Origin of the sequence: Bacillus sp. WMMC1349 (genome assembly GCF_013155385.1) — a bacterium.
Taxonomy (GTDB): Bacteria; Bacillota; Bacilli; order Bacillales; family Bacillaceae; genus Bacillus.
This window is the reverse complement of record NZ_JABJUQ010000007.1, coordinates 3,225,363-3,241,978: the sequence shown is the minus strand read 5'-3', so window position 1 is coordinate 3,241,978 and position 16,616 is coordinate 3,225,363. Positions and strand designations below refer to the sequence as shown.

Below are 16,616 nucleotides of genomic sequence, written 5' to 3'. Positions count from 1 at the left end.
TTTTGGTCTATAAGCTGGCTGGAAATTATGTTATACTACTGACGGTATACAGTTTGAAATGGAGGGTAGCTGTGAGTAAGTACACTTCTGAACATCATCATAACGAAAGAATTGTTCAATTGTTTCAAGATGGACAATATCTCTATCATAAAGGACTCAAAGCATACCGAGAACGGAATCTATCCCGTGCAAGCAAGCTCATTCAAAGAGCAATTTTTCTTGAACCGGATAATACGGGTATGCTTTCTCAGCTTGCCGTCATTTATACGGAAATGGGTTTTTATCAGCAATCAAATGAGCTTTTGGACTTTATTTTAAAAAATATGAATGAAAAAATGACTGAATGCCATTATTTTAAGGCAAATAACTATGCTCATCTTGGTCTTTTTCAAGAGGCTTATAAAGCAGCCGAAACCTATTTAAATGAAGATCCAAACGGTGAATTCATGACGGAAAATATGGAGCTGCTTGACTTGTTAGATATGGGAGAAGAAAGCGATCATTACTCAGAGTATGATCAGGATGATTTAATTTTAAAGCAAGATCAAGCAAAATCATTTTTGGAAAATGGGCAGCTGCAAGAATCGATTGAGATTCTTGAAGAGATCATCAACGATTATCCGGAATTTTGGTCGGCTTATAACAACCTGGCCCTTGCCTATTTTTATGCTGGCGATATTCATAAAGCGAAGCTGACAGTCATGACCGTGTTAGAAAAAAATGATGGGAATTTGCATGCCTTATGCAACTTGTTGATCTTCTTCCATTATGAAAGAAAAGATGAACAAGTGAGAATTCTTTCTGAACAACTTTCCAATATTTATCCCATGTTGAGTGAGCAAAGGTATAAGCTCGGTGCAACTTTTTCGCTTATCGGCATGTATGATCTTGGCTATAGATGGCTAAAGTCGCTTTATCGCACAGGGTTTGAAGGAGATGTAACTTTTTATTACTGGCTTGCATGTTCAGCTTATTTTACTGACCGTATCCCATTCGCTGAACGAATATGGGGGAAAATGGAGACGGAATACCCAGGTCATGCCCGCATTGAGCCTTGGAAAGAACGATTGGAAAAACAGCCCTCGCTTGAGGAACGCCTTGCTGCATATTACGTAAGCGAAAGAAAAGGAGAAAAAAACCAACTTCAAGCTGTACTCGACTCAAAAATGGCAAAAACAGAGTTTGAAGACCACTTTGTCAGGCTTTTACTTTACGGTGAAAACAAAAAAACAGTCATTTCAAAAGATGCACTGTTTGCTTATCGAACAGTAAAAGCAATAGAAAAAGCGGATTGTTCTGTCATCGAGGAAGATGCAATGTGCTTTTGGATCTTTCATGTGATCCAGCAAATGAGAGCTTCAGGGGTCCAGTTGCGAAATCCTAACGGCTTGGCTGCAACCATCTATTATATTTGGAAAACGGAACAGCATGAACGGCTTACCAAGACCGAAACAGCGAAGCTGTTTAACATCTCATCTGCAACACTTACAAAATATGAGCGTGTATTAAAAGAACACCTTTAAAAGCAGTAGTATAGGCTTGCCGATAAAGTCGAAAACACGGCTTCATCGGCAAGTTTTTTTATGCTTTTAAAGACAGATTTAAACAATGTTGCTGTTTGACGCTTAGACAGTCTTTTCACATTTTTAGTTAGCTTTTTGAACAGCTCCCTGCCTGCTCATGTTTAATTGTCAAATCCAAATCTGTTTTTGGCTTTCTGAGCAAATCAATAGCACAGACGCAAGATATTTTATAGGATATGGGTAAGGAAGAAGCAACTAGGGAATATTTACTTAGAGAAACTGACTGCTAGGCTAAAGTAGCAGAAGGACTCGTGAAGGAGTGAACATTGTGTCAGAAGAAAAAATTTATGACTGTATTATTATTGGAGCAGGTCCTGCGGGAATGACAGCGGCTGTCTATACATCTAGGGCAAACATGTCAACTTTAATGATTGAAAGAGGTGTGCCTGGCGGACAAATGGCCAATACCGAGGATGTTGAAAACTATCCAGGATTTGAAAGTATTCTCGGTCCTGAACTATCAAATAAGATGTTTGAACATGCAAAAAAGTTCGGAGCAGAATATGCGTATGGTGATATTAAAGAAGTTGTTGATGGGAAAGAATACAAGATTGTTAAAGCTGGATCAAAAGAATATAAAGGACGGTCTGTAATCATCACTGCAGGTGCTGAATATAAAAAATTAAATGTTCCTGGTGAAAAAGAACTCGGCGGCCGGGGTGTATCTTATTGTGCGGTGTGTGACGGTGCTTTCTTTAAGAACAAAGAGCTCGTCGTTGTTGGTGGTGGTGATTCAGCTGTAGAAGAAGGTGTTTACTTAACTCGCTTTGCTTCAAAAGTCACAATCGTACACCGTCGTGATAAGCTGCGGGCACAAAGTATTCTTCAGGAACGAGCATTTGCCAATGAAAAAATCGATTTCATTTGGAACAAGACAGTGAAGGAAATCCATGAAAAGGATGGGAAAGTTGGTAAAGTGACACTTGTTGATACAATCACAGGTGAAGAAAAAGAATTTCCTACTGATGGTGTCTTTATTTATATTGGTATGCTACCGCTGTCAGCACCATTTCAAAATCTTGGCATTACAAATGAAGAGGGTTATATCTTAACGAATGAGCGGATGGAAACAAAGGTTGACGGTATATTTGCGGCGGGAGACATACGCGAAAAAAGCCTCCGTCAAATAGTAACAGCGACAGGTGATGGAAGTATCGCAGCTCAGAGTGTTCAACAATACGTTGAAGAACTGAATGAAAAAGAAAAATCTGTAAAGTAACAAAATGTAAAAGTCATCATGTTTTAACCGCACTGTAACACCAGTGAAACAATCATTTGATATGATTACTTTAGTAATTGACCCCCTTTTATAATGAATTCTTTTGGCACGGATTTACATATCCGTGTCTTTTTTTATGGATATCATTTCTAAAGAAAACCATATCATCATTTTCATATTTTGTTCATATTTACTTCATGAAAAAACCGGTTTTGCTGTAAAATAATATATAAAACAGTTTTAGTATGCGCTTTCAATGGTCTCCTGTTTGGAAAAAGACGTTTTTCCCAGTTTGACGCCATGTTCATTGTGGGAGGCACTAGGAAGCGGTATAATAGAGTAAAGAATTGAAGGAATTAAAGGATGGGTGACAAACTTGCAAAGAGTGACCAATTGTGTGCTGATGTCGGATGATAAAGTTCTGTTGCTAAAAAAACCTCGTAGAGGCTGGTGGGTAGCTCCCGGCGGTAAAATGGAGTGCGGGGAAACAGTCAGAGATGCCGTCATCAGAGAATACCGCGAAGAGACAGGTATATATGTGTTAAATCCACAATTAAAAGGCATATTTACCTTTATCATAAAAGAAAATGAACAGGTTGTCTCAGAATGGATGATGTTCACGTTTGTCGCCGATCATTATACAGGCAAACCTGTAAAAGAGTCTGAAGAAGGAATCATCGAATGGCATTCGGCTAGAGATATAGAACATTTACCAATGGCACCGGGTGATGTACACATTCTTGACTTTATGCTAAAAGGCAGCGGTCTTCTTCACGGGACCTTTACCTATACGCCTGACTTTAAATTACTGTCTTATCGCTTAGATCCACAAGGCGACTAACCATAAGGGGGGAAACATATGAGTGCAAATGGAGGCCATGAAATTCAGCTTGTCATTATAACCGGAATGTCTGGAGCAGGAAAAACAGTTGCGATTCAAAGTTTTGAAGATCTCGGGTTTTTCTGCGTGGACAATTTGCCGCCGTCTTTACTCCCGAAATTTTTGGAGCTGATGAAGGAATCAAGTTCAAAGATGAGCAAAGTTGCGCTTGTCATGGATTTGCGCGGTCGCCAATTTTTTGATCGGCTGATTGAAGCTCTTGATGGAATTGGAGAAACATCGTGGATAACCCCGCGTATTTTGTTTTTGGATGCAAAAGATTCGGTGTTAGTTTCAAGATATAAAGAAACAAGACGTTCCCACCCGCTTGCAACAACAGGGCTTCCACTTGAAGGAATTGAAATGGAGCGTCAGCTTTTAGAAGAATTGAAAGGTCGCTCCCAAATTATTTACGATACATCTGACATGAAACCAAAAGAATTGCGTGAAAAAATTATTCAGCATTTTGTGACAGATGAAGGTCACACTTTCACTGTCAATGTCATGTCATTTGGATTTAAATACGGGCTTCCGATTGATGCTGATCTCGTTTTCGATGTGAGATTTCTTCCAAACCCATACTACATTGATAGTATGAGACCATTGACCGGCAAAGACCATGAAGTATCATCCTATGTGATGAAATGGAGTGAAACACAAAAATTCCTTGAAAAGTTGACCGATTTGTTGGGCTTTATGCTACCTTCCTATAAACGTGAAGGCAAAAGCCAGCTTGTTATTGCCATTGGATGTACGGGAGGACAACACCGGTCTGTGACGCTTACTGAATATGTTGCTGATTATTTTAAAAAAGACTACTATACTCATGTTACTCACCGGGACATTGAGAAGAAAAGCAGAAAATAAAATGACCAAGCAGAAAAAAATTGCAATCTTCGGTGGAGGAACGGGTCTATCTGTATTGTTGAGAGGTTTAAAGCATCATTCTGTGGACATTACAGCTGTTGTAACAGTTGCAGATGATGGGGGAAGTTCAGGGAGATTAAGAAATGAATTGAAAATTCCTCCTCCTGGTGATGTACGGAATGTACTGGCTGCGTTATCTGATGTGGAGCCGCTCGTGGAAAACCTGTTCCAGCACCGCTTTAACAAGGGTGGCGATTTAATCGGCCATTCATTGGGGAATTTAATGTTGGCGGCAATGACAAACATAACCGGTGATTTCTTTCATGCCGTCACTGAAATGAGTAAAGTATTAAATGTTCGTGGAAAGGTGCTGCCAGCTGCAAATACTAGTGTTGTGTTACATGCAGAAATGGATGATGGTCAGATTATTTCAGGGGAGTCGGTGATCCCATCCTATGGGCGCCGCATTAAAAGAGTATTTCTAACCCCTGAAAAAATTGAACCATTACCAGAAACGATCGATGTCATTCGGAAGGCTGATTTGATTATTCTTGGTCCAGGTAGCCTATACACAAGTATTTTACCCAATCTACTTGTTCCAAAAATAAGGGAAGAAATTTTGAATGCTTCTGCCAAAAAGGTTTATATATGCAATGTGATGACTCAGCCAGGAGAAACCTTGTATTACAGTGCTGCAGACCATGTTGAAGCATTGAACCAACATATGGGTACTCCTTTTATTGAGACGATTCTTGTTAATAATGAGGAGATCCCGGACGATATTCGAGCAAGATATGCCCAAGAACTTGCCCAGCCTGTGCAGTTTAATATTGAGAGTCTGACGCTCATGGGGCTTGAAGTCATAAAAGATCAGATTGTAACGTATGAGAATGGCGTCATTCGCCATGATACACATAAAGTTGCTTCGTTGCTTGTTGATTTATTAAAAGAATAGCAGGCTTTGGAATGGGGTTGTCTAAATTGTCATTTGCGTCTGAAACGAAAAAGGAACTTACAAACTTGGAAGTGAAGGATTGCTGCTCGAAAGCGGAACTTTCTGCCCTCATTCGAATGAATGGTTCACTGTCCTTCTCAAACCGAAAAGTGGTTCTAGATGTTCAAACCGAGAATGCGGCCATTGCCAGAAGAATTTATACATTGCTTAAAATGCAATATGAGGTGTCCGTCGAACTGCTCGTTCGAAAAAAAATGAGACTGAAAAAAAATAATGTCTACATTGTACGTCTGTTCGAAAATGCAAAGACCATCCTTGAAGACTTAAAGATACTTGGAGAAAATTTTGTTATTGCAAGAAACATATCAGAAGAACTAGTGAAAAAAAGATGTTGTAAACGTTCTTATATAAGGGGAGCTTTTTTAGCTGGTGGTTCTGTCAACAATCCCGAAACTTCTTCTTATCATTTAGAAATTTCTTCGATGTACAAAGAGCATAACGATTCATTATCAGAACTGATGAATCAGTTTCATTTAAACAGCAAAACATTGGAGCGGAAGAAAGGGTATATTACTTATTTGAAAGAAGCGGAGAAAATCACCGAGTTTTTAAATGTAATTGGTGCACACCATTCACTGCTCCGATTCGAAGACGTCCGGATTGTACGGGATATGAGAAACTCGGTTAACAGACTGGTCAATTGTGAAACCGCCAACTTAAACAAGACAATTGGCGCTTCGCTCAGACAGGTGGAAAACATTAAATATATCGATGAAAAAATCGGTCTTGATGCTTTGCCGGAGAAACTGAGAGAAATTGCACAGCTCCGTATTGATTATCAAGAAGTAACCTTAAAAGAACTTGGTGAAATGGTCACCAGCGGAAAAATCAGTAAATCGGGGATTAACCATCGACTTCGCAAATTAGATGAGATTGCTGAACAATTACGTTTAGGGCAATTTGTCTCTTTAAAATAATGGACAAGGGAATGGGGAGATCTTATGGTTCAACAAAAAGTCGAAATTCGTTTAAAAACAGGACTGCAAGCACGTCCAGCCGCATTGTTTGTTCAGGAAGCCAACCGCTTTCAATCAGACATCTTTTTGGAAAAGGGAGATAAAAAAGTGAATGCAAAAAGCATCATGGGATTAATGAGTCTGGCTGTCAGTTCGGGATCTGAAGTCACACTGATTGCAGATGGAGCTGATGAACAAGACGCAATTGATGCATTGACTGCATATGTTCTGGAACAAAACTAACCATTACAACATGTACCCTATATAGTGGGATCTTAGTATATAGCCTACTATAAGGGTACTTTTTATTCATTTTATGCCAGGCAGTATTGAATAAGAATCCAAAGGAGAGAATCATGACCGTTTTGCTTGACTTGCTATATAAGAGAATCGGATATGATTCTCATCATGTGATCTCATTTGCTGACTTGCCGGAATTTTTAGAACGGATAGCCTATCAGTTTCCATTTGAAAATAGTTCTGTTTTAAAAAAAGAACGTATTCCAATGACAAAGAAAAGTCTGACTGAATCCCTGCTGAATGATCAGCGTGGCGGTTTATGCTATCATTTGAACGCATTCCTATATTATGTGTTGCAAGATCTCGGTTTTTCAGTCCATATGATTCAAGGAACAGTCTACAATGAAAAAAATCAACAATGGTCACTAACAGGTACACATGTTGCCATTGTTTTGCGGGAAGAAAACGAGGCTTTCCTCATTGATACCGGGTTTGGACTGAATCTGCCTCTTGCTCCAGTTCCACTATCAGGAGAAGTGATGACTTCAAAAACAGGACATTATCGTGTTCAAAAAACGAATACTGACAAAGGAGACTATCTTCTTGAAATGGATAAAGGTGAAGGCTGGCAGACAGGTTACGCATTTTCAATTGAACCAATCAATGAAGTGGTGCTTGCTGATGTCCGTGGGCTCATCCAAGATCATCCTGAATCACCTTTTAATCAAGACCCACTTGCTTGTAAATTGACAAGGAACGGAACAATCGTTTTGAAGAAAGATCATTTCACAAAACGGACCAGTCATAATCTTTCCAAACAAAATGTGAAACAAGGGGAATTTACTACAATGTTTAACAAGTATTTTTTTGAGGATGATTAAACATGTATAACATTTTACTTATTGAAGATGATGAACGAATTGCTTCTATTCTGCAAAATCATTTACGAAAGTATGGTTATGAAGTCAGTACTGTTCAAACATTTTCTCAAATCAAACAAGAATTTATCGAAAAAACCGCTGATTTGGTCCTCTTGGACATTAACCTTCCTTATTTTGATGGTTTTTATTGGTGCAGACAAATCCGTACTGTATCAAATGTACCCATTATTTTTATTTCTGCTCGCACGGATGAATTGAATCAGGTGATGGCGATTGAACATGGAGGTGATGATTATATCACAAAACCATTTCATCTCGATGTTGTGCTCGCCAAAATCAAAAGTGTACTGCGGCGTACATACGGTGAATACTCATCAGCTCTTCATCAAGAAACACAAGTACTAGAAGTTGGAGGTCTGTATATTTATCCAGAGCGTTTTGAAATGCAAAGGGAAGATCACCGAATGTCTCTTTCACAAAAAGAATTTCAGCTTTTATCAATGTTTGTCAAAGAGTATGATCGAATTGTCACAAGGGAAGAACTGCTTGAAGCATTATGGGATGAAGTCCATTTTGTTGATGACAATACGTTAACGGTCAATGTTAATCGTTTAAGAAAGAAACTTGGTGAACTTGGAATCGATGATGCCATTAAAACTGTCAGGGGACAAGGGTACCGGTTTTGTATCGATTGGAAGGATGAGCAAGAGGATGTTTAAAGCATATTTGCGGGATCGCGCTTGGATCATTCTATTTTCTATACTAGGTACAGGATTCGTCACCATTGTTGCAGCTCTTGGTATCGTTGAAAAAGGGTCAGGTATTTCAAGGACTAATATTTTTTACATGTTTATTTTGATGATCTTTTTTCTCAGCATCGGTTTGATCATTGACTATGGCAGACAACGTTCGTTTCTTTCTCAATTAAATAACCAATATGTTGAAGTATCCATGCAAACTGGAGAAGTATTAAAAGCCTATCAGCCAACAACAAAAGAACAGAAAATGTGGACTGAACTAGTTGCTAAACTCAATAAAGAATACCGTGAAAAGCTTTCCTGTTATTCTAGAGAGCGGCAACAGCATCTCGATTTTACAAATCAATGGATCCACCATATGAAAACTCCTGTATCTGTCATTTCACTCCTCATTCAAGAAGGGAAGAAACAGTCAGAGATCAGGTCAATCAGGTCCTTGCTTACTGAGATTGAAGAAGAGAATGACCGGTTTCGCTATGGTTTAGATATGATGCTTCATATGGCTAGGCTTGATCACTTTGCTATCGATTTAAAAGCCGAACAAATCGATGTCATCAGTTTACTCAGAGAAATCATTAATGAGGAGAAACGTCAGTTTATTAAACGAAGACTTTTTCCAAAGCTAGTCATTTCAGATGATTGTCTATTGATCTACAGTGATAAAAAATGGCTGTCTGTCGTCTTTCAGCAAATCCTTCATAATGCCTTAAAATATTCGCCGCAAAACAAAGGAGAAGATATTGTGATGAAGGTAGAGCAAACAGGCAATCAGACTGCTGTGTCCATCATTGATCATGGCGTCGGCATTCCAGCTCAAGATCTCCCGCGAATCTTTCTTCCATTTTTCACCGGGGAAAATGGAAGAAGACAACAAGAAGCGACAGGGATGGGACTTTATTTATCAAAAGAAATTTGCCGTCACTTAGGTCATGAACTTCGCGCATCATCAGAGCAAGGAAAAGGAACAGTGATGACGGTGACGTTTTCAAGCAACACTCTTCATGGAAATGTGACAAAACTGTAAGATTGGCTGTCTGCTTTGCAAGGTAATTCGATGGGAGAAGTTTTCACTCCTTTTTATAATAAAGAGGAAAAGGAGAGGAAACCAATGAACGTACTTGAAACTAAACACTTATCTAAAACATATTTTTCTAAAAAAGGCGGTTTCTCACACGATGCTTTGAACAACTTTAATATCTCGGTTGAACAAGGTGAGTTTGTCGGGGTAATGGGGCCTTCAGGCAGTGGAAAAACGACGCTTCTCAACCTTCTCGCAACAATTGATCAGCCGACAAATGGAGAATTAATGATTAATGGAACAAACCCTGCTAAACTGAAAGATCAAAAACTGGCGTTATTTCGGAGGCGTGAGCTCGGCTTTATCTTTCAAGATTTTAACCTGCTTGAAACATTGACAATTAGGGAAAATATTCTGTTGCCGCTTGCTCTTGATAAGGTGCGACCGAAAGAAATGGAGTCAAAGCTTATTGATTTGGCGAAAACATTGGAGATTGATCATATTCTTGAGCACCGGACTTATGAAGTTTCCGGCGGTCAGCAGCAAAGAGCGGCATGTGCCCGTGCAATGATTCATGAACCTGCTCTTATTCTAGCGGATGAACCGACAGGAAACCTTGATTCAAAATCTGCTAAACAAGTCATGGACTCTCTGACAAAACTAAACCGTGAAAAACGAGCGACTATTTTGATGGTCACCCATGATCCGACTTCCGCAAGTTTTTGCGAACGAATTATTTTTATTAAAGACGGGAAATTTTTCTCTGAAATTCGCAAAGGCGCAAACAGACAAGATTTTTATCAGAGCATCCTTGACACGGTAAGTGTTTTGGGAGGTGATTTTCATGAACATGAAAGTTATCGCTCGTAAAAATGTTCAGGGGAATCTTCAGCGATATTTAGCTTATTTTTTAAGCTGTGTCTTTACAGTGTCCGTGTTTTTTATTTTTTCCTCATTTATTTATCATCCTGATGTAACAGAGGATAAAATCTACGGAGGAGGAGCTGTAAAAATATGTCTTTATGCAGCTGAAGTGATCATTATTGTCTTTGCGATTTTTTTTATTTTGTACTCAAATTCCGCCTTTTTACAGGCAAGAAAAAAAGAATTTGGTTTATTAAGTTTATTTGGAACATCAAAACGCCAATTAAAGAAAATGATTTACTATGAACAGACGATCATTTCTGTTCTTTCAATTGCAACAGGAATTGGCATTGGTCTGTTATTTTCTAAGCTGTTTTTCATGGCGATGACGGCCATGATGGATGTAAAAGCACCGATTTCGTTTGCGGTTGTACCAAAAGCTTTGATCATTACGGCAGTCGGCTTTTTCATTCTGTTTCAGACATTGACCATTTTATCTTTAACAAGAATTCGTAAACTGGAGATCATTGATCTGTTAAAAGCGGCAAAACAGCCAAAAGGTATGCCTGTCTATTCCAAATGGCTGACAGCACTTTCACTTATTTGTCTGGCAGGTTGTTATACGCTTGCGGCAACGGCTAATATTATTGATATTATTTTTCGTGTATTCCCCATTTTAATTCTTGTTTTAATTGGAACATATTTTCTATTTACACAAAGCAGTGTGGCGATTTTTCGGAATCTGTATAAGCATAAAACAAGCTTTTACAGGGGAACGAACCTCATCACACGTTCCAATATTCTGTTTCACTTGAAGGATTATGCGCGGATGCTGTTTTTGACTTCTATTATCACAGCCGTCATTTTAACGGCAACAGGAGTCATTTATATGTTTTATGCTGATTTGAAAAAACAGGGGGAAACCAGTACTCCTCAGGCTATTGGCTGGGTAGAAAAAGATGCCTCAACATATCATGTGATCAAACCTGATGAGGTTGAAACAGCACTTAAAGATGCCAAAGCTGAGATTTCCTATCAGATTGAAGTAACGGGTCTTCCCGTTTCATTTCAAGCGAAAGACTCTGTAATGAGAAAGAAAGTGAAAATCAATGGGTTAATGATTTCGGAAGAATCTTTTAATAAAGCAGCAGAAAAAAAGAATCTTCCACTTGCACATTTAAAAAAAGGAGAGGCATTCATTAGTTATCCGTTCAGTATGGGCCGTCCGCTTTTTGAATCTGGAGAGACGGCAACAATCAAGACTAAAGCCGGGAAACCTCTTACATTCATAATGGGGAAAGAGCGCAATCAAGGCATCCTTTTTAGTATGGGTAACACAAGTAAATTAGTTATTGTTGATCAGAGCACATATGATGAGCAGGCTAAACATGTGCCTTTAAATAAACAGACGAGAGTCATCGGCTATGAGCTTCATCATTGGGAAAATGAAATTCAAGTGTCAAAAAAACTAGAAAACATGGTACCAGAAAAGCTGAAAAATTCTTTTCAAGTAAGAGCACCTGGCTATCAGATTATGAAGCAGGCAACATCATTGACATTGTTTATCGGGTTGTTTATCAGTCTTGTATTTTTCGTTGTTCAAGGAAGTTTGATGTACTTGCGGCTCTTTACTGAAATTGAAGATACGAGAATTCAAGTATTTGCATTACGAAGAATTGGCATGACTAAAAAAGAAATTCGCGCAATTCTCGGAAAACAAATGGGCTTTTTGTTTTTTATTCCGTTTGTCGTCGGAACGATTCATGCCGGATTTGCCTATAAAGCGCTTAGCAATATGCTCAATTCCAACCTATTGTTCAGTGCTGTCATCGTCATTGGCATCTATTTTGCCTTTCAGGCCGTTTACTACCTATTGACAAGGAAAATATATGAGCGGGCTGTATTAAGAAATATAGATATGTAACAAAAAAGAGCTGCCCGATATCGGGCAGCTCCTTACAATGTTACTTTTGTGAATCAACATTGCGTGTCAAGACTTTGTCGATTAAGCCATATTCTTTTGCTTCTTCTGCTGTTTTGAAGTTATCACGGTCCGTATCGCGTTCAATCACTTCAAGCGGCTGTCCTGTACGCTCCGCAAGAATCTTATTCAGCTTGTCACGTAATGACAGGATGCGTTTTGCAGCAATTTCAATTTCAGTTGCTTGCCCTTGAGCACCACCAAGCGGTTGGTGAATCATCACTTCACTGTTTGGAAGGGCATAACGTTTGCCTTTTTCACCAGCAGCCAACAGGAATGCACCCATGGATGCTGCCATGCCAGTACAGATCGTAGAGACTTGCGGCTTAATAAACTGCATCGTATCATAAATTGCCATACCAGCTGTAATCGAACCGCCTGGACTGTTAATGTAAATGCTAATATCCTTTTCAGGGTCTTCCGCTTCAAGGAACAACAGTTGTGATACAATGGAGTTCGCAACATTGTCATCAATTGCCGATCCGAGCATGATAATACGGTCTTTCAATAAGCGGGAATAAATGTCATACGCTCTTTCCCCGCGATTCGTCTGTTCAATGACTGTAGGTATTAAATTCATAATACTCCTCCTTCACCTTAAAAGGTAAGTATGTAATTTAATCATACATTTTTGGTCAATAAAGGTCAAACAAAAAGCAATCTCTTTGCTAAGGTTTATCTTTCCCATTTTCAAAGCACTTCAAACAGAAGCTGTAAAATACGTGAAATACATGGTTTTATTCTTCATATGACTGACCAACGTAATTTATGAATTGACTTTTTAAGGAACACCCTTTATAATATAAATTGCTGACGTTAAAATTATGATTATGCGCTCGTAGCTCAGTTGGATAGAGCGGTGGTTTCCGGTACCACGTCTGCCGGGGGTTCGAATCCCTCCGAGCGCGTTATAAGTATTAGATAGATTTAGATTAATAAAGTCTAAATAATTTGAAAATCCTTGCCACGCAAGGGTTTTTCTTTATTTCAGCGGACTTATCCAATACCTAAGAAAGCGAAAAAAAACGGTATTTTTTTATTTCATTTTGCACATTACTTTGCTCCTTGGGTGAGTGATTCAAGTCAACTATCAGCATTTCGGAAAAAAGTTGATCGTCTGCTTGGAAATAAAACCGGATCTAAAACAGACTCATCTTCAAGTAATAATAAGAAATCCAGATATTCATTGCCTTTCGGTGTTTATAAACTAAAAAGCCTGATGATGAAAGGTACAGCAGCCCGACAAATTCAAGAAGCACTGGCAGCCCTTTATTTTTATCCAGATAAAGGCGCAAAAAACAATGGGATTGATGGTTATTACGGTCCTAAGACAAAAGATGCGGTTAGACGGTTCCAATTGATGCATGGACTAGCTGCGGACGGTATTTATGGACCGAAGACGAAAGCGAAATTGGAAGCATTATTGAAGTAACAAAAAGAGCAGGGGCTATGCCTGCTCCTTCTATCTTTTTTCTATTGGGATTCAGTTGAGGATTTTAGGAAACCAATGAACAATGGTGAAATGACAATTACTGCAACAATTAATAAGAGTTTGCTAGATATCAGATTTACAAATGTAGTGTTAATTATATATAGGGCTAAAACCATTAAATAAAAAGCCAAGTAAACATAACCGTACACTTTTTTGCTGAATGGTTCTTTCATGTAAATCATAAGAAATAGCCCTGCCATTAAAACAAAGAAAGTCATAGTTTCCCTTCTTTCATTTTTATTGTGGAAAAACCCCAGTTGGAATAGCTGCATATCCAAGTCCAGTAAAACGTATTCTGACACCATGCCCTTTATGTTCGTCTTGAATCATTTGACCAAAACCTACGAGTCCGCCTCCAATTACTCCGGCAATTGCACTTGCTAATTGTGTAGGTGGTACGGGTATAAACCTTGATATTGCAGCAAGACCAGTGGATGCTCCACCCCCTGCTTTAAATGATTGATACAGTGTTCTTGTTTCATTACAGTCAAAATAAAGATTATACCCCCACCATGGAAAATTCTCTACCAATGTATAAGGGAGGTCTCTTGATCCCAACCTCCTTTTCTTCTTGAGACATTACAAATACATTAACACCGCCATCATTACCAATGGCAACAAAACCTTTTGTATACTCATATACTTCCCAAGTCTCAATTCGTTCTAAAATATCATTTGTACCATAAATAGCCAAAATGTCATTTGTTGTAAAGTCATTAGTCGTTTTGGAAACAATCTTTGTATACATTTTTTTATATCATGATTATGTGCTGAGGTGGCTGTCCTGAAAGTCGTGTGGATGAATAAAAATGGGGGAATTTGCTCGCTTTCCGCGGGCGATCCGCGAGCCTGGCGCGCTGTTCCCCCAGGAGTCTCGCAAACCCCCCTGCCCGTTGAAAAAGGACTGCCCCGTAAGCCCGTTTTTTAATTGTATATTAGCATCGTCTAACCGCTTTCAATGTTGTCATCCTACCTAAGATTTAAAGTATATAAGCCATTTTAATCATTATATCAGTGGAGGATTTTTAATGAAGTATCGGGATGGAAAAAATAAAAAGGCAAGAACGAATGGAAAGAAATTACGCAGGAATTAAAGCGTGTTGAATAATGAAGATAGATATGATTGATCCAATGGGCTGTATGTAAATTATCGTCTTACTAATCTTCAATTATAAAAGGAAACGCATTGAGTCCGAAAATAATAATTGTTCGCGAATTTCAAATGAGAACGATGCACAGGGTAACAATTAATCTGTGAAAACGTGTGGTACTGTGTTGCACGCCTCTCCACATTCCCATGTGCTGTAAACAAAGGTGATTCAGTGTTTTATTTTGCCACAGCTAGAACCTCAGCTACCTTCTTGTGCCGCTGAATGTTATCCCAAGCATAGAGCTGAATAAGTAACAGTAGCCAAAATCGTTCATTAAAAAGATCAAGTTTCCTATTTTAAGCATGAGTTCCTATATAACAGGGCTTATGCTTTTTTATTTTCCCAACCTTTGTATTTTATTATGTATATTTCAAAAATCCCTGTAAAAAATATGTCATAACACCATGTATTTTAATCCAAAAAAGGAGTGTTAAAATGCAATACCCTTTAAATGTTACTTCTGAAATTGGGGAATTAAAAACGGTCTTGCTTAAACGTCCAGGTGGCGAACTTGAAAATTTAACACCTGATACATTAGAAGTGCTGCTGTTTGATGATATCCCGTATTTGCCGGCTATTCAGCAAGAACACGATTATTTTGCCAATGCTCTTAGAAATAGAGGAGTTGAGGTTGTTTATTTAGATACGCTTGTCACGGAATCATTAGCAAAAGATGAAGTTCGAAAACAGATGATCGAAGATTTTTTAGCGGAAAGCAGGGTAAACGAAACTGGGTCATTTGACATTATAAAAGAATATTTAACAAGTTTGCCTAAGGATAAGTTAGTGAAGGTGATGATGGAAGGTCTGCGAAAAACAGAACTGCCAAATGAATCAAAGAAATTTTTGCATGAATTGTTAGCTGACCATGAACCATTTTATTTACACCCTATGCCAAATCTCTACTTTACACGCGATCCCGCAGCTATCATTGGTAATGGCGTGTCTTTAAATAGAATGAACAGAAGAGCGAGAAGAAGAGAGTCTTTATTTATGAAGTATATTATGAATCATCACCCGCGGTTTGCGGCTCATGATATTCCGTTTTGGTTTAATCGAGAAGGTGCTTATTCTATTGAAGGTGGGGATGAGCTTGTTCTTAGTCATGATACAGTAGCTATTGGTATTAGTGCCAGAACAACTGCACAGGCTATTGAAAGCTTAGCATTGAAATTATTTGCCGGAAATCAACATTATAAAAAAATCGTAGCTGTGGAAATCCATAAATCACGTGCATTTATGCACCTTGATACCGTATTTACTATGGTAGACCATGATAAATTTACTGTTCATCCAGGAATTTTAGGTCCTGAAGGTGAAATGAATACGTTTATTTTGGAAAGAGGAAAACAAGAAGGTGAGTTAACGATTCATCGCCGCTCAAATATCGTTGAGACATTAAAAGAAGTACTGAACTTAAAAGAAGTCACCTTAATTCCATGTGGTGGTGGTGACAGTATCACAGCGGCGCGGGAGCAATGGAATGATGGAAGCAATACATTGGCAATCTCTCCAGGAGTGGTCATCACCTATGACCGAAACTATGTCTCAAATGACCTAATGCGACAACATGGGGTTGAAGTGATTGAGGTATTAAGTAGTGAGCTTGCACGTGGGCGGGGCGGTCCTCGTTGTATGAGTATGCCGCTTTATCGAAATGATTTATAATTTTTTGTCTGAATGTAGTAACTATCATAATCTGGGAGGTTTA

The 16,616-nt window shown here is 38.7% G+C and carries 16 protein-coding genes, 1 tRNA gene and 1 pseudogene; 15 read left to right on the top strand and 3 right to left on the bottom strand.

Translation table 11 applies throughout. From position 1 onward, the window contains the following. The first annotated feature begins 71 nt into the window (after nucleotides 1-71). From HOO54_RS19055 to HOO54_RS19000, 12 genes are all read left to right on the top strand, one after another. The gene (locus HOO54_RS19055) at nucleotides 72-1,523 is read left to right on the top strand and encodes a tetratricopeptide repeat protein (RefSeq protein WP_172298041.1); all 1,452 of its coding nucleotides are present in this window, start codon (nucleotides 72-74) and stop codon (nucleotides 1,521-1,523) included. 328 nt (nucleotides 1,524-1,851) lie between these two features. Further along, nucleotides 1,852-2,802, top strand: coding sequence for a thioredoxin-disulfide reductase (gene trxB / locus HOO54_RS19050; RefSeq protein ID WP_172298039.1), 951 nt, complete (start codon nucleotides 1,852-1,854; stop codon nucleotides 2,800-2,802). Between the two features lie 367 nt (nucleotides 2,803-3,169). Next, nucleotides 3,170-3,643, top strand: a complete 474-nt coding sequence (locus HOO54_RS19045; protein WP_172298037.1) for an 8-oxo-dGTP diphosphatase — start codon at nucleotides 3,170-3,172, stop codon at nucleotides 3,641-3,643. 18 nt (nucleotides 3,644-3,661) lie between these two features. Continuing rightward, a complete protein-coding gene (gene rapZ, locus HOO54_RS19040; RefSeq protein WP_172298035.1) occupies nucleotides 3,662-4,549 on the top strand; it encodes an RNase adapter RapZ in 888 nt (295 codons plus the stop codon). Between the two features lies 1 nt (nucleotide 4,550). Then, nucleotides 4,551-5,504, top strand: a complete 954-nt coding sequence (locus HOO54_RS19035) for a gluconeogenesis factor YvcK family protein (RefSeq protein WP_172298033.1) — start codon at nucleotides 4,551-4,553, stop codon at nucleotides 5,502-5,504. 26 nt (nucleotides 5,505-5,530) lie between these two features. Further along, nucleotides 5,531-6,481, top strand: coding sequence for a DNA-binding protein WhiA (gene whiA / locus HOO54_RS19030; RefSeq protein WP_172299709.1), 951 nt, complete (start codon nucleotides 5,531-5,533; stop codon nucleotides 6,479-6,481). 24 nt (nucleotides 6,482-6,505) lie between these two features. Further along, nucleotides 6,506-6,763, top strand: coding sequence for an HPr family phosphocarrier protein (locus HOO54_RS19025; protein WP_172298031.1), 258 nt, complete (start codon nucleotides 6,506-6,508; stop codon nucleotides 6,761-6,763). Between the two features lie 113 nt (nucleotides 6,764-6,876). Continuing rightward, nucleotides 6,877-7,641, top strand: coding sequence for an arylamine N-acetyltransferase (locus HOO54_RS19020; RefSeq protein WP_172298029.1), 765 nt, complete (start codon nucleotides 6,877-6,879; stop codon nucleotides 7,639-7,641). Nucleotides 7,642-7,643: 2 nt separating this feature from the next. Then, a complete protein-coding gene (locus HOO54_RS19015; RefSeq protein ID WP_172298027.1) occupies nucleotides 7,644-8,360 on the top strand; it encodes a response regulator transcription factor in 717 nt (238 codons plus the stop codon). Continuing rightward, the gene (locus HOO54_RS19010; RefSeq protein ID WP_172298025.1) at nucleotides 8,353-9,423 is read left to right on the top strand and encodes a sensor histidine kinase; all 1,071 of its coding nucleotides are present in this window, start codon (nucleotides 8,353-8,355) and stop codon (nucleotides 9,421-9,423) included. Before HOO54_RS19015 ends, HOO54_RS19010 begins: the two co-directional genes overlap by 8 nt. Before the next feature lie 84 nt (nucleotides 9,424-9,507). Then, complete coding sequence (locus HOO54_RS19005) at nucleotides 9,508-10,287, top strand: ABC transporter ATP-binding protein (RefSeq protein WP_172298023.1); 780 nt, start codon at nucleotides 9,508-9,510, stop codon at nucleotides 10,285-10,287. Further along, nucleotides 10,262-12,205, top strand: a complete 1,944-nt coding sequence (locus HOO54_RS19000; protein ID WP_172298021.1) for an FtsX-like permease family protein — start codon at nucleotides 10,262-10,264, stop codon at nucleotides 12,203-12,205. The genes HOO54_RS19005 and HOO54_RS19000 overlap by 26 nt, the downstream gene beginning before the upstream one ends. A 40-nt stretch (nucleotides 12,206-12,245) precedes the next feature. Here HOO54_RS19000 and clpP read toward each other — a convergent pair whose 3' ends face one another. Continuing rightward, entirely contained in the window at nucleotides 12,246-12,842 is a 597-nt protein-coding gene (gene clpP, locus HOO54_RS18995; RefSeq protein WP_026588863.1) for an ATP-dependent Clp endopeptidase proteolytic subunit ClpP, read from the bottom strand. A gap of 252 nt (nucleotides 12,843-13,094) precedes the next feature. Between clpP and HOO54_RS18990 the strand changes: the two genes are divergently transcribed. After that, nucleotides 13,095-13,170: transfer RNA gene (locus HOO54_RS18990), tRNA-Arg, on the top strand. A 155-nt stretch (nucleotides 13,171-13,325) separates the two neighbouring features. Further along, nucleotides 13,326-13,694, top strand: a pseudogene (locus tag HOO54_RS18985) (peptidoglycan-binding domain-containing protein); the annotation flags it as partial. Nucleotides 13,695-13,991: 297 nt separating this feature from the next. Here the strand turns inward: HOO54_RS18985 and HOO54_RS18980 are convergent. Both HOO54_RS18980 and HOO54_RS24485 read right to left on the bottom strand, forming a co-directional pair. Beyond that, entirely contained in the window at nucleotides 13,992-14,285 is a 294-nt protein-coding gene (locus tag HOO54_RS18980; RefSeq protein WP_253907717.1) for a hypothetical protein, read from the bottom strand. After that, a complete protein-coding gene (locus tag HOO54_RS24485; protein WP_253907716.1) occupies nucleotides 14,254-14,502 on the bottom strand; it encodes a hypothetical protein in 249 nt (82 codons plus the stop codon). The genes HOO54_RS18980 and HOO54_RS24485 overlap by 32 nt, the downstream gene beginning before the upstream one ends. A gap of 838 nt (nucleotides 14,503-15,340) precedes the next feature. Here HOO54_RS24485 and arcA point away from each other — a divergent pair. Further along, complete coding sequence (gene arcA, locus HOO54_RS18970) at nucleotides 15,341-16,573, top strand: arginine deiminase (RefSeq protein ID WP_172298019.1); 1,233 nt, start codon at nucleotides 15,341-15,343, stop codon at nucleotides 16,571-16,573. The last annotated feature ends 43 nt before the right edge of the window (nucleotides 16,574-16,616 follow it).

Coding starts and splice junctions, on each gene's coding strand:
- rapZ (WP_172298035.1), top strand. CDS start 3,662: ATGAGTGCAAATGGAGGCCATGAAATTCAGCTTGTCATTATAACCGGA.
- HOO54_RS19035 (WP_172298033.1), top strand. CDS start 4,551: ATGACCAAGCAGAAAAAAATTGCAATCTTCGGTGGAGGAACGGGTCTA.
- HOO54_RS19025 (WP_172298031.1), top strand. CDS start 6,506: ATGGTTCAACAAAAAGTCGAAATTCGTTTAAAAACAGGACTGCAAGCA.
- HOO54_RS19020 (WP_172298029.1), top strand. CDS start 6,877: ATGACCGTTTTGCTTGACTTGCTATATAAGAGAATCGGATATGATTCT.
- HOO54_RS19015 (WP_172298027.1), top strand. CDS start 7,644: ATGTATAACATTTTACTTATTGAAGATGATGAACGAATTGCTTCTATT.
- HOO54_RS19010 (WP_172298025.1), top strand. CDS start 8,353: ATGTTTAAAGCATATTTGCGGGATCGCGCTTGGATCATTCTATTTTCT.
- HOO54_RS19005 (WP_172298023.1), top strand. CDS start 9,508: ATGAACGTACTTGAAACTAAACACTTATCTAAAACATATTTTTCTAAA.
- HOO54_RS19000 (WP_172298021.1), top strand. CDS start 10,262: ATGAACATGAAAGTTATCGCTCGTAAAAATGTTCAGGGGAATCTTCAG.
- clpP (WP_026588863.1), bottom strand. CDS start 12,842: ATGAATTTAATACCTACAGTCATTGAACAGACGAATCGCGGGGAAAGA.
- HOO54_RS24485 (WP_253907716.1), bottom strand. CDS start 14,502: ATGTATACAAAGATTGTTTCCAAAACGACTAATGACTTTACAACAAAT.
- arcA (WP_172298019.1), top strand. CDS start 15,341: ATGCAATACCCTTTAAATGTTACTTCTGAAATTGGGGAATTAAAAACG.